At 47.4% G+C, this 12,877-nt stretch carries 10 protein-coding genes; 5 read left to right on the top strand and 5 right to left on the bottom strand.

What is annotated here, in order from left to right; translation table 11 throughout:
- Both IEW88_RS10030 and purL read right to left on the bottom strand, forming a co-directional pair.
- Entirely contained in the window at window positions 1-663 is a 663-nt protein-coding gene (locus IEW88_RS10030) for a PilZ domain-containing protein (protein ID WP_147904081.1), read from the bottom strand.
- Window positions 664-880: 217 nt separating this feature from the next.
- Entirely contained in the window at window positions 881-4,774 is a 3,894-nt protein-coding gene (purL, locus tag IEW88_RS10025) for a phosphoribosylformylglycinamidine synthase (protein ID WP_147904080.1), read from the bottom strand.
- Between the two features lie 151 nt (window positions 4,775-4,925).
- Between purL and mltF the strand changes: the two genes are divergently transcribed.
- Together mltF and IEW88_RS10015 are read left to right on the top strand one after the other, a co-directional pair.
- On the top strand, window positions 4,926-6,377 hold the full coding sequence (gene mltF, locus IEW88_RS10020; protein ID WP_147904079.1) for a membrane-bound lytic murein transglycosylase MltF: 1,452 nt from the start codon (window positions 4,926-4,928) through the stop codon (window positions 6,375-6,377).
- Window positions 6,378-6,433: 56 nt separating this feature from the next.
- On the top strand, window positions 6,434-6,601 hold the full coding sequence (locus IEW88_RS10015) for a hypothetical protein (RefSeq protein WP_185148584.1): 168 nt from the start codon (window positions 6,434-6,436) through the stop codon (window positions 6,599-6,601).
- Here the strand turns inward: IEW88_RS10015 and tadA are convergent.
- Complete coding sequence (gene tadA, locus IEW88_RS10010; protein WP_147904078.1) at window positions 6,591-7,112, bottom strand: tRNA adenosine(34) deaminase TadA; 522 nt, start codon at window positions 7,110-7,112, stop codon at window positions 6,591-6,593. The two genes, IEW88_RS10015 and tadA, sit on opposite strands and share 11 nt — an antisense overlap.
- 211 nt (window positions 7,113-7,323) lie before the next feature.
- On the opposite strand from tadA, the gene IEW88_RS10005 reads away from it, so the two are divergent.
- Window positions 7,324-7,542 carry a hypothetical protein gene (locus IEW88_RS10005; protein ID WP_008900513.1) on the top strand — a complete coding sequence of 73 codons (219 nt, stop codon included), beginning with the start codon at window positions 7,324-7,326 and terminating at the stop codon, window positions 7,540-7,542.
- 202 nt (window positions 7,543-7,744) lie between these two features.
- Here IEW88_RS10005 and guaA read toward each other — a convergent pair whose 3' ends face one another.
- Window positions 7,745-9,322 carry a glutamine-hydrolyzing GMP synthase gene (gene guaA / locus IEW88_RS10000; RefSeq protein ID WP_147904077.1) on the bottom strand — a complete coding sequence of 526 codons (1,578 nt, stop codon included), beginning with the start codon at window positions 9,320-9,322 and terminating at the stop codon, window positions 7,745-7,747.
- 75 nt (window positions 9,323-9,397) lie between these two features.
- The gene (guaB, locus tag IEW88_RS09995; RefSeq protein ID WP_053425910.1) at window positions 9,398-10,867 is read right to left on the bottom strand and encodes an IMP dehydrogenase; all 1,470 of its coding nucleotides are present in this window, start codon (window positions 10,865-10,867) and stop codon (window positions 9,398-9,400) included.
- A 130-nt stretch (window positions 10,868-10,997) separates the two neighbouring features.
- Here guaB and xseA point away from each other — a divergent pair, with 130 nt between their 5' ends.
- Together xseA and IEW88_RS09985 are read left to right on the top strand one after the other, a co-directional pair.
- Entirely contained in the window at window positions 10,998-12,350 is a 1,353-nt protein-coding gene (xseA, locus tag IEW88_RS09990; RefSeq protein ID WP_147904076.1) for an exodeoxyribonuclease VII large subunit, read from the top strand.
- Window positions 12,337-12,810 carry a hypothetical protein gene (locus IEW88_RS09985; protein ID WP_147904075.1) on the top strand — a complete coding sequence of 158 codons (474 nt, stop codon included), beginning with the start codon at window positions 12,337-12,339 and terminating at the stop codon, window positions 12,808-12,810. Before xseA ends, IEW88_RS09985 begins: the two co-directional genes overlap by 14 nt.
- The last annotated feature ends 67 nt before the right edge of the window (window positions 12,811-12,877 follow it).

Raw genomic sequence — 12,877 nt, 5'->3', positions numbered from 1 at the left:
TCAGAAAGCCTCAGCCAACTTGTCTAAATGCAGCTGTGGCACATTAAACTGGATCCCTATAGATAAACCACGTTCTTCCAGTCTGGAATTTCGTACTTCGCCCTGAATTTTCTGATCTATCCCTGTTTTGTCGCACTGAATATGTAAAATCACAGGGGCAAGATTCACTCTGCTGCCCTTATGTGAGGGCTCAAACAGAAAACGGCAACCACCACTGGATACATCAATTAAGTGCCCTTTAAAACTGCGGCTGTTATGCACCACGTCCGGATCCAGACGCACGGAAGCTGGAATAAAAATGCTGCTGCGTTTCTCGTTGCGCAAAGCCCGGCGTTGGATAGACTGCGGGAAGCTGATAGCCACCAATTTATCCGGAAAGCGCATCAGCTGTAACAACTCAGATTTGAATGCAAAACATTCACCTACCGAATCTTCAACCAGAAATCGGCACACCACAGCCAGGCCATTGACAAAAAAACGATCAGGTAAGATGTCATCGTCAATGCGGAATAACACATACTTACCCGTTTTATAACCGACCAGTTCACAGCTACAACGGCTCTTGCGTTGATCCAATAGCTCAAGATCTAAACGCTGGCCAATTTTGACATGGGACAGCCATTCTTTATTGTCAGGTTGTTCAGTGCTCACTTCGACTTGCATACCCTATCCTTCAGGCTTGACCGACCTCATGTCGGACATCTCACTCAAACGGGTGAATAAAAAGAGATACGGATAGTTTGTAAAAAAATGTGTCGGGGATCAAGTTAAAAATGAAAATATCTGCAAAAGTCATAATGCAAAGATAGAAATTTAAAAATATCGCTACAAAAATAACAAAACCTGCCGAAGCAGGTTTTGTTTTATCAGTTATACGCTATTAGCCTAACCAGACTCGAGCATTGCGGAACATCCGCATCCACGGGCTGTCTTCCTGCCATTCATCCGGATGCCAGCTGTTTGCCACAGTGCGGAATACCCGCTCAGGGTGAGGCATCATAATAGTGACACGGCCATCGGTTGTCGTTAACGAGGTAATACCCAGCGGCGAACCATTTGGATTCGACGGATACTGCGTAGTCACATTGCCGTAGTTATCGACAAAACGTAAGGCCACTGTGCCGCTTTGATCAGCAGCTTGTAGCGCAGCTGGTGAGGCAAACTCGGCATGACCTTCACCGTGTGATACAGCGATAGGCATGCGGGAGCCTGCCATACCTTTAAAGAATAAAGAAGTACTTTCCTGCACTTCAACCAGGCTGAAACGAGCTTCAAAACGCTCTGACTTGTTGCGAACAAAACGTGGCCATAAGTCAGCACCAGGGATCAGGCTCTTCAGATTCGACATCATCTGACAACCGTTACAAACGCCTAAGCTAAACGTGCTTTCACGTTCAAAAAACGCCGCAAATTCAGCGCGGGCTTTGTCGTTAAACAGCACAGACTTAGCCCAGCCTTCGCCAGCCCCCAATACGTCACCGTAGGAGAAGCCACCACAAGCGACTAAACCATTGAACTCGGAAAGTGAACGGCGACCCGACAGTATGTCGCTCATATGCACGTCAACCGCGTTAAAGCCGGCTCTGTTGTAGGCCGCTGCCATCTCGACATGAGAGTTCACGCCCTGCTCACGCAGAATAGCGACTTTCGGCTGTACGCCTTTGAGGATATAAGGCGCCGCTACATCTTCGTTCAGGTCAAAGCTTAATTTTGCATTTAAACCTGGGTCTGTCACATCAGCTTTAGCGACAAATTCCTGACGAGCACCTTCAGGGTTATCCCGCATCAGCTGCATTTGATAGGTGGTTTCAGCCCAGATGGTACGTAAGGTCGTACGGCTGTTGCTATACACTAGCTGGTCGCCACGACTGATCTGAATTTGATCGTCTGTTGTCACTTCACCTAATAAATGCGCCACAGCTGATAAATGATGCTGAGCTAAAATCGCCTGCACTACAGGTAAATCGCTGTTCGCTACTTGAATGACAGCACCTAACTCTTCACTGAAAAGTACAGCCAGGTTATCTGTGCCTAAGCTTTGAATATCTACCTTGACACCAGCTTTACCGGCAAAAGCCATTTCAGCTAGCGTGACAAATAAACCACCGTCAGAGCGGTCGTGGTAGGCCAGTAATTTCTGCTGGGCCACTAAAGCCTGTACCGCCTGATAGAAATTCATCAGTAATTCAGGGCTTTCCAGATCCGGCGCCGTCTGGCCTAACTGCTTGTACACCTGAGCTAAACAGGAAGCACCTAAACGGTTAGCGCCCTGGCCTAAATCCAACAGAATAAGGCTGCTTGCGCCTTTGTCTGTGCGCAGCTGTGGTGTCACAGTACGACGCACATCTTCAACTCGGGCGAAGGCTGTGATAATCAAAGATAAAGGTGATGTCACTGTCTTCTGTTCACCATCCTGTTGCCAGCTGGTTTTCATCGACATCGAATCTTTACCTACAGGGATAGTTAAGCCCATAGCTGGACATAACTCTTCACCTATGGCTTTCACCGCCTGATACAAACCAGCGTCTTCACCAGGGTGACCTGCAGCAGACATCCAGTTGGCCGACAGTTTGATATGTTTAATATCACCAATCTGCGTGGCAGCAATGTTAGTGATTGATTCAGCGACAGCTAAACGGGCAGAAGCGGCAAAGTCTAATAAGGCGACTGGCGTACGTTCGCCCATTGACATAGCTTCACCATGATAAGTGTCATAGGACGCTGCAGTTACACCGCAGTTCGCTACCGGCACCTGCCATGGACCGACCATCTGATCTCGTGCCACTAAACCTGTGACTGTACGGTCACCTATGGTGATCAGGAAAGTCTTTTCAGCAATAGTAGGTAAACGTAATAAACGTTCAGCAGCGTCTGCGACAGTCACGCCGTTCAGATCTAACGCCTTGCCTTCTGTGACCTGAGTTTTCACATCGCGGTGCATTTTAGGCGCTTTGCCCAGCAGTACGTTCAGTGGCAGGTCGATAGGTGTATTGCCAAAATGCTGGTCTGATAACGTCAAGTGGTGTTCAGCTGTCGCTTCACCTACCACTGCATAAGGTGCGCGCTCACGTTTACAAATCTCTTCAAACACCGCCATTTTGTCAGCAGGAATGGCCATCACATAACGTTCTTGTGATTCGTTACACCAGATTTCCAGTGGTGACATGCCTGGTTCGTCGTTCGGTACGTTACGTAATTCAAACTTACCACCGACACCACCATCGTTTACCAGTTCAGGGAAGGCATTGGATAAACCACCAGCGCCGACGTCATGGATAAAACAAATAGGGTTTTTATCGCCCAGCTGCCAGCAGCGGTCGATCACTTCCTGACAACGGCGCTCAATTTCAGGGTTCTCACGTTGTACTGAGGCAAAATCTAAATCTTCAGCCGACTGGCCTGATGCCATAGAAGATGCAGCACCACCACCTAAACCAATGTTCATCGCCGGGCCACCGAGCACCACTAACTTGGCGCCAACAGGCATTTGGCCTTTTTGCACATGCTCAGCACGGATATTACCCATACCACCAGCGATCATGATTGGCTTGTGGTAACCACGGATTTCTTCGCCATTGTGGCTTGGTACTTTTTCTTCGTAAGTACGGAAGTAACCCAGAATATTAGGGCGGCCAAATTCGTTGTTAAAGGCTGCACCACCTAAAGGGCCTTCGGTCATAATGTCCAAAGCTGTCACTATGCGGTCTGGTTTACCAAAATCAGTTTCCCACGGCTGTTCAAAGCCCGGAATACGTAAGTTCGATACAGAAAAACCTGACAAACCAGCTTTTGGTTTAGCACCTACGCCAGTAGCGCCTTCATCACGAATTTCACCACCAGAACCAGTCGCAGCACCTGGGAATGGCGAAATAGCTGTTGGGTGGTTGTGAGTTTCCACTTTCATCAACACATGAATATCTTCATGGTTGTAGCCATATTCCTGAGTGTCAGCAGACGGGAAAAAACGACCGGCTTTTGAGCCTGTCATCACAGCGGCATTGTCTTTGTAGGCAGACAACACATGATCCGGCGTTTTTTCGAAAGTATTTTTAATCATTTTAAACAGCGACTTTGGCTGTTGTTCGCCATCTATGGTCCAGTCGGCGTTAAAAATTTTATGACGACAGTGCTCAGAGTTGGCCTGCGCAAACATATAGAGTTCAATATCATTTGGGTTACGGCCCAACTGATTAAAATTGGTCACCAGATAATCGATTTCATCATCAGCTAAAGCCAGGCCCATCTCGATATTGGCTTTGACTAAGGCTTCACGGCCGCCGTTGATAATATCCACTGAGCTCAAAGGCGCTGGTTCAGCTTTACGGAACAGCGCTGAAGCTTGTTCAAACTCGCTGAACACCACTTCCATCATGCGGTCGTGTACTAAGCCTTTTAACTGCTGCAGTTGAGCTTCAGTTAAAGTCGCAGTGGTCTGCACATAATAAGCCACACCACGCTCTAAACGTTTGACCTGACTCAGGCCACAGTTTTTAGCTATATCAGTGGCTTTGGAAGACCATGGAGAAATAGTGCCAGGGCGTGGCGTCACCAACAGCAATAAACCTTCTGGTGTATGGCTGACGATAGTAGGTCCGTAAGTCAGCAACTTGCTTAAAACAGTCTGTTGTTCAGCCGACAGTTCGCTGCTTAAATCAGCAAAATGCATAAATTCGGCATACACACCATTCACAGGCAAATTGGCTTTAACACAAAGATCGATGAACTTCTGAACTCTAAACTCGGACAGTGCAGGTGCACCACGCAGGATCAACATAGGTTTTTTTTCCGTTGGTTGAGCGACAATGGAACCCAAAATCAGGCGCCGCATTATAAAGAAAAAACGCCTGCATTGGTATGAATAAGATCTGACGACCAGCAGGAATTTTGGTATAAATGGCGCTCTTTTTAATCAAAGGCAGAACCGGATGATTCGATTTGGTATTTCAGCAGCTGTATTAACAGCAGTAGTTTCTTGTACTCCGGTACAGGAACCTGTTCAGCTTCATGAAATTTATCAAAGAGATAGCATTCGTGTTGGTATTTTAAACAGTCCTACCAGCTACTACGTAGGTGCTGATGGTCCAACAGGTTACGACTATGAACTGTCAGTCGCTTTAGCGGAGAAATTGGGCGTGGAGCTGGAGCTATTCCCCAGTTATCAGCGTGAAGAATTACTGCAAAAATTGGATTCAGGTCAGGTCGATTACATAGCGGGTGGTTTAGCTGTCACCGAAAGCAGGAAACAAAAATACCGTATAGCTCCGGCTTACTTATGGCGCAACGAGGTTCTGGTGTACCGCAAAGGCCAGAAAAAACCCAACAGTTTTAAAGACGTCAAGGAGCCAATCCTTGTCCCCAAAGACAGCTCTTTGGCCGAAACTTTAACTGCTGTGCAAAATGACTATCCGCAATTGCAATGGCAGGAGAGCGAATCCGAAGATGCGGATGAGCTGTTGCAACAAGTCGAAGACGGTAAAATTCCGTATACACTAGTGGATTCAAACTTACTGGCGGTGAATCAGCGCTTCTTCCCTAACTTAACAGTGGCTTTTAAGGTGAAAGAACAACAACCTGTGGCCTGGTTGTTGAGTAATAAAGCAGATGATTCCTTTTGGGCCGTGCTGATTGAATTCTTCGGCCAAAATTATCAATCCGGCGATTTGTTGAGTCTGGAAGACAAATATTTTGGCCATATCCGTCGTTTTGATTACATCGCCACCCTGGATTACATCAAAGCCATTGAAAAAGACTTACCCCGTTATCAGCCATTATTTGAAAAATATGCCGGTAACTTTGACTGGCGGTTACTGGCTGCTATTGGTTACCAGGAATCAAACTGGCGGCCCGATGCACGCAGCTCTACAGGTGTATTAGGCATGATGATGCTGACCGTCGGCACAGCCCAGATGATGGGCGTCAGCAGTCGTCTGGATCCGGCACAAAGCATTAGAGGCGGCAGTAAGTACTTGCAGCGCATGGTCGAAAGTATTCCTGAACGTATTCAGATGCCTGACAGGTTATGGTTTGCTATTGCGGCCTATAACATTGGCTGGGGCCATGTTGAAAGCGCCCGGGTTTTGACTGAGCGTGATGGTGCAAATCCGGATCAATGGCATGAGGTCAAGCAACGCCTGCCATTGCTGCAGCAAAAACGTTATTACCAGAACACTAAACTCGGTTACGCCCGCGGCGCTCAGGCCGTGTATTATGTCGAAAACGTGCGTCGCTTCTACGACACACTGTTATGGGTGGATGAAAAAAGAAAAACTGAACAAAGGTTAGATCAGCAAAAACAGCGGCTTAATGAACAATTTGGTGATAAAGCAGTAAATTCAGCAGAAAAGTCAGAGAATATCAGTGCTGTGAAGCAGTCTTAATCTTGTATATACATTGCTAAGCTTCTATATTAGCGAACCTAATTTGGAGTCATTGAATGTTAAAGCGTAAAAAACCAAAAATGCTGCGCAAGCGGCGATTAATAGATGTTGCATCAGGCAGAAGACGAGTCAGCCGTAATATGGCGATGCTGAAGCTCAACAGACGCCGTCGCTCCTTCCAGTCTATTCAGGATCTAGCTAATACCACTGAAGCTAGCGCTTAAGCTGCTCACTCCCCACACTCTGCGGCTTTGTCTGCTGTTTTAACGCTTTTTGTTCTGCCCTGCGACGACGGAAAAACTCAGAGAGTTTGTCTGCACACTGCTGTGCTAAAGGTCCATCCTGTACTTCCAATTGATGATTCAGCACCGGATGGCGCACTATATCCAGCACCGAGCCAGCAGCGCCGGTTTTTGCATCTTTAGCACCAAACACTAGTCGCTTTACCCGGCTATGTACTAACAAACCAGCGCACATGGCGCAAGGTTCTAAAGTGACATACAAAGTGCAATCAATCAGACGGTAATTGCCAATTTTTTCTGCAGCCTGACGGATCGCTATCATTTCAGCATGAGCTGAAGGGTCGTTCAGTTGGATCGACTGATTCCAACCTTCCCCTAGCAGCACTCCATCTTTGACCAGCACAGCACCTACCGGAATTTCGCCGCTTTGTTCAGCTTTATCGGCCAGTTGCAAGGCATACTGCATCCAGTATAAATCGTCTTCTGCTGTCACATTGGCCTCTGGTCTTACTGCTGAATCTGACTAATTTTACCAGTTCTGATTAAGCTTTTGACTATCTTTTAGTGAGTTTGCTTAACGCCACCTCGATAAAAACAGGTTAAGCATTTGAAAATAAACAAGATAGCAACTATGGTATAACATTTGCTAAATTTCGTAGGCATATTATTCAGTTTAGTTCATACAGACTTAGGGAAGGAAAATCATGGGACCATTTGAAATAGGTTTTGTCGCTGTTGTTGGCGCTTTTGGTTACGCTTTTTATGAAAACTACACTAAAACACAAATCAAAATGAAAAGTGCTGGCCAGTCGAATGACGAAATCAAACAACAAATAGAACAGCTAAAAGAACGAGTTGCGACGTTAGAGGCGATAGTGACAGACAAATCCTATCAGCTGAAACACGAAATTAATAAGCTGTAAAAGCGAAAAGGGCAGATTTAATCTGCCCCTTTTCTATCCAATCGACTCAAAGCTGCGGCTGCAAGTACGAAGGATCTACCCAAAGTAATTGGAGTTGCAGCTAGGCGACAAGTGTTCGAGACCCAAGGAGCATAGTTATCCTATGTGACTTGGGCGAGAACACGCAGTCAACAACGCTGCGGCTTCAAGTACGAAGGGGAGATTATTCCCACTCAATAGTTGCTGGCGGCTTACCGGAAATGTCGTACACCACACGGGAAATACCGTTCACTTCATTAATAATGCGGTTAGAGATAGTACCTAACAGTTCATACGGCAAATGTGCCCAGTGTGCTGTCATAAAGTCGATAGTCTCAACGGCACGAATAGACACAACCCAGTCGTACTTACGGCCATCGCCCATTACGCCGACAGATTTCACCGGCAGGAATACAGTAAAGGCCTGACTGACTTTGTCGTACCAGCCTGAATTACGCAGCTCTTCGATAAAAATCGCGTCGGCTTTACGTAATAAATCACAGTATTCTTTTTTCACTTCACCCAGTACACGCACACCTAAACCCGGGCCTGGGAAGGGGTGACGGTACAGCATGTCGTATGGCAAACCTAAAGCTAAACCTACTTTGCGCACTTCGTCTTTGAACAGTTCACGCAGCGGTTCCACTAAGCCCATCTTCATATCTGCAGGTAAACCGCCGACATTATGATGCGACTTAATGACATGAGCTTTACCGGTTTTAGAAGCGGCAGATTCAATCACGTCAGGGTAAATAGTGCCCTGAGCTAACCACTTGGCATTGCTTAATTTTTTCGCTTCTTCGTCAAATACTTCAACAAAAACGCGACCGATAATTTTACGTTTGGCTTCAGGTTCAGCTTCGCCTTTTAAGGCGTCGAGGAAACGGTTTTCAGCTTTAACGTGGATAATGTTCAGACCAAAATGATCCCCGAACATTTCCATAACTTGCGTACCTTCGTTTAAACGCAATAAACCGTTATCAACGAACACACAAGTCAGGTTTTTGCCTATAGCGCGGTGCAACAGCATCGCGACCACAGAGGAGTCGACACCACCTGATAAACCTAATATCACCTGATCATCACCCACCTGCTTTTTGATGTTAGCAATAGCGTCATCAATGATGGTGGCCGGCGTCCAGAGTTTTTCACAACCACAGATATCAACAACAAACTGCTCTAACATCCGCAGGCCCTGACGGGTATGAGTCACTTCAGGGTGGAACTGTACACCATAGAACTGACGGGCTTCATCGGCCATTGCAGCATGAGGGCAAGTTGGCGTTTGGGCTGTAGTGACAAAACCTTCTGGGATTTGTACTACTTTGTCGCCATGACTCATCCAGACATCCAATAAACCACGGCCTTGTTCGTTCAGATGATCTTCAATACCTGTGAACATGGCATTTTGGGCTGTCAGTTCAACCTGAGCATAACCAAATTCACGATGCTCTGAGCTGGCCACTTTACCGCCTAATTGCTCAGCCATGGTCTGCATGCCGTAGCACACACCCAGCACAGGCACACCGGCTTCGAATACATAAGATGGAGCACGAGGCGAGCCAGCTTCAGTCACACTTTCAGGGCCGCCAGATAAAATAATACCGGTTGGCGCAAATTCAGCGATTTGTTCAGCAGTAACGTCCCATGCCCACAGCTCACAGTAAACGCCAATTTCACGCACACGGCGGGCGATCAGCTGAGTGTATTGCGAACCGAAGTCGAGGATCAGAATTCGATGGAAGTGAATGTTTTTGCTCATAATCACCTTATTTTTTACACAGATCGACGTTCAAAAAAGACAGAGGCTGGCACGGAGCCAGCCTCGAAAACACAGTTAGCCCAGGCGGTAGTTAGGGGCTTCTTTGGTGATTTGCACATCATGCACGTGCGATTCACCCATACCAGCAGAAGTGACTTTGACAAATTCCGGCTTAGAGCGGAATTCAGCCATAGTAGCGCAACCTGTTAAGCCCATAGAAGAGCGCAGGCCACCCATTTGCTGGTGAATAATAGTGCCGATTGGGCCTTTGTACGCCACACGACCTTCAATACCTTCAGGCACTAATTTCTCAGCGTTGTTGCTGCCCTGGAAGTAACGGTCAGACGAGCCATTACGCTGTGCCATAGCACCTAATGAACCCATACCACGGTAAGACTTGTAGTAACGGCCCTGATACAGCTCTACATCACCTGGCGCTTCTTCAGTACCGGCAAACATAGAACCCACCATCACGCAGTGCGCGCCAGCGACTAAAGCTTTGGCAATATCGCCTGAGAAGCGGATACCGCCGTCAGCGATAATACAAACGTCCAGTCCTTTAACACCATCTACGGCATCAGAGATAGCCGTCAGTTGAGGTACACCACAACCTGTAACAATACGGGTGGTACAAATAGAACCTGGGCCTATGCCCACTTTCACAGCGTTGGCACCGGCCAGAGCTAAGGCTTTTGCGCCTTCAGCTGTAGCAACGTTACCAGCCACTATTTGTAAGTCAGGGTATAAAGCACGAGTTTGACGGACGCGGTCTAACACGCCTTCCGAGTGACCGTGTGAGGTATCTATTAATAAAATATCCACACCAGCTTCGACTAAAGCGGCAATACGCTCGTCAGTGCCAGGACCCACGCCTACAGCAGCGCCAACACGTAAACGACCAAATTCGTCTTTACAGGCGTTTGGTTTGCTGGCGGCTTTGTTGTAATCCTGTACTGTGATCAAACCTTTGAGCTTAAAGCCATTGTCGACCACTAATACTTTTTCGATACGGTGTTTGTGCATTAACGCCAAAGCTTCAGCGCGTGGGCTTGATTCGTTCACCGTGACTAAACGCTCTTTTGGCGTCATCACAGAAGAAATAGCCAGCTGTGGGTTGGTTTCTACGTTCAGGTCACGGCCTGTCACAATGCCCACCAGGTTGTTGTCAGCATCTACCACTGGGAAACCAGAGAAACCATGCTGAGCGGCCAGTTGCTGCACTTCACGGATACTTTGTTCCGGACGCACAGTGACAGGGTCAGAGACTACACCACTTTCGTATTTTTTTACTTTACGAACATTGGCTGCCTGCTCTTCGATGGTCATATTCTTATGAATAAAACCTAAGCCACCTTCCTGTGCTAAAGCAATAGCTAAACGAGCCTCGGTGACAGTGTCCATAGACGCCGATACCATAGGAATATTTAACGTAATTTTGCTGGTCAATTGAGTCCGCAGGTCTGCGGTATGGGGTAACACAGTGGAGTGTGCCGGTACAAGTAACACGTCGTCAAATGTAATGGCTTCTTTCACGATCCTGAGCATTGCAACAATCTCGCTGTTAAAAAAAGAGGGGGGAATGTTGCGGCGCAATTTTATCCGCTTTTGCCCTTTGCCACAATCAGTTTTTCGCTTTTGTGTTACATTAGTGGCATGAACCCTTGAGATCAGCCCTATGTCCCAAGCCGATATCTACACCGTCTCCCGTTTAAATTCTGAAGTTCGCCTGACTCTGGAGCTGCAATTTCGTCAGCTGTGGTTAGTGGGTGAAGTATCCAATTTTATCGCTGCTTCGTCTGGACACTGGTACTTTTCGTTAAAAGATCAGGCCGCTCAGGTCAAAGTGGCGATGTTTAAACAAAGCAACAGATACGCCAGCCTGCAGCCAAAAAATGGTCAGCAAATTCTGATCCGCGCCCGTATCAGTGTGTATGAACCCCGGGGTGAATATCAGTTATTGGCCGATATGTTAGAACCTGCCGGCGATGGTTTACTGAAGCAACAATACGAACAAATCAAAGCCACGCTGGCTGCCGAAGGTTTACTAGCGCCAGAGCGCAAAAAGCCGCTGCCGAAAAAAGTACAAAAAGTTGGGGTCGTCACCTCCCCTACCGGCGCAGCCATTCGCGATATCATTACAGTACTAAAGCGCCGTGCTCCTGCGTTGGAAGTCATTATTTATCCTTGTTTAGTCCAGGGCATCCAAGCGCCAGCGCAAATTTATAATGCCATTCAAAAAGCTATATCCCGTAATGAAGTGGATGTGTTGCTGATTGGCCGTGGTGGTGGCTCGCTGGAAGATTTATGGTGTTTTAACGATGAGCAGGTGGCGCGTTTAATAGCGCATTGCCCCATTCCAACCGTCAGTGCTGTAGGTCATGAAATTGACTTTACCATAGCCGACTTTGTCGCTGATGTGCGCGCAGCCACGCCATCTGCTGCGGCTGAGTTGGTATCACCGGATCAGCAGCAACAACTGCAGTTAGTGAAATCCGCAGAGCAGCGGCTACAACGTTCAATGCAAAGCTATTTGCGGCAGCAGCAACCGCGTTTAACGGCTTTAGTGCACCGATTAACTTTGCTCGACCCGGCACGACGTTTACAACAACAGCAGCAGTATCTGGATGAATTACAACTGCGGCTGCAAAATGCCTTGCTACGACACATAGACAAAGCGGCGCAACAGCAGCAGTTTTTACAACATCGCTTGCAACAACTGACACCACTGGTGCGGATTAAACAGCAACAACAAAAGCTGAGTCAGCACAACCATCAGTTGCACCAATCCATGCAGCAGTTACTGAAACAAAAGCAGCAGCAGTGGTTATTACAAAGCAGCAGGTTGCATACTGTCAGCCCATTAGCCACTTTAGAGCGCGGCTACAGCATCAGCTTTGATGAACAGCAGCAAGTGATCACTGATGCATCGATGCTGCAACCAGGCCAACAGGTAAAAACACAGCTGGCGAAGGGGCATTTTATCGCCCGTATAGAACAGATTTCGGCCCCCTCTGATGCAACAAACTAATATCAGGCAAATAGCCACCGAATTAGTACAACTGCTTGGGCCAACCGACTGGGCCATAGGCGGCAGCTTTTTATTGCAAAGTTATGGGATTGAGCCACAAGCCCGGGATTTAGATCTAGTTTGCACTTTAGAACGCTTTGAAGCGTTTAAAACCCTACTCAGCCAGTATGCCCACGCTGTGCCTGTATCGCTGCATCCCATTTATCGCAGCAAGGGCTTTGCCCGTTTTAGCAAAAATGGCCTGGTCATCGAACTGATGGCCGGCATACAAGTGCTCAAAGACGACGGTTTGCAAGGGTTTGAGTTTCAGCCTGAAAACACCAGCTGGCAGCAGGGTTTGCCGCTAATGCAATTATCGGATTGGTTAGAGTTGTATCAGCTATTTGAGCGGCCAAAGCGGGTGGCACAGTTGCAGCAGTATTTGGATGACGCTCACCACACAATAAAGACCGATACATAAAGTCGTCAGTTCGGGTAAAAATACAAGTTGTAACTGTTTTGCGGCTTATTTTGTGGTTTGATGGCCA

It is taken from the genome of Rheinheimera tangshanensis (genome assembly GCF_014645135.1).
In the GTDB taxonomy this organism is placed as follows: Bacteria; Pseudomonadota; Gammaproteobacteria; order Enterobacterales; family Alteromonadaceae; genus Pararheinheimera; species Pararheinheimera tangshanensis.
The sequence above is the reverse complement of the archived record's forward strand: the minus strand, read 5'-3'. Positions and strand labels throughout refer to the sequence as shown.

What these genes read in the sequence shown, in the direction of transcription:
- IEW88_RS10030 (WP_147904081.1), bottom strand. Translation starts at nt 663, where the DNA reads ATGCAAGTCGAAGTGAGCACTGAACAACCTGACAATAAAGAATGGCTG.
- purL (WP_147904080.1), bottom strand. Translation starts at nt 4,774, where the DNA reads ATGTTGATCCTGCGTGGTGCACCTGCACTGTCCGAGTTTAGAGTTCAG.
- mltF (WP_147904079.1), top strand. Translation starts at nt 4,926, where the DNA reads ATGATTCGATTTGGTATTTCAGCAGCTGTATTAACAGCAGTAGTTTCT.
- IEW88_RS10015 (WP_185148584.1), top strand. Translation starts at nt 6,434, where the DNA reads ATGTTAAAGCGTAAAAAACCAAAAATGCTGCGCAAGCGGCGATTAATA.
- IEW88_RS10005 (WP_008900513.1), top strand. Translation starts at nt 7,324, where the DNA reads ATGGGACCATTTGAAATAGGTTTTGTCGCTGTTGTTGGCGCTTTTGGT.
- guaA (WP_147904077.1), bottom strand. Translation starts at nt 9,322, where the DNA reads ATGAGCAAAAACATTCACTTCCATCGAATTCTGATCCTCGACTTCGGT.
- guaB (WP_053425910.1), bottom strand. Translation starts at nt 10,867, where the DNA reads ATGCTCAGGATCGTGAAAGAAGCCATTACATTTGACGACGTGTTACTT.
- xseA (WP_147904076.1), top strand. Translation starts at nt 10,998, where the DNA reads ATGTCCCAAGCCGATATCTACACCGTCTCCCGTTTAAATTCTGAAGTT.
- IEW88_RS09985 (WP_147904075.1), top strand. Translation starts at nt 12,337, where the DNA reads ATGCAACAAACTAATATCAGGCAAATAGCCACCGAATTAGTACAACTG.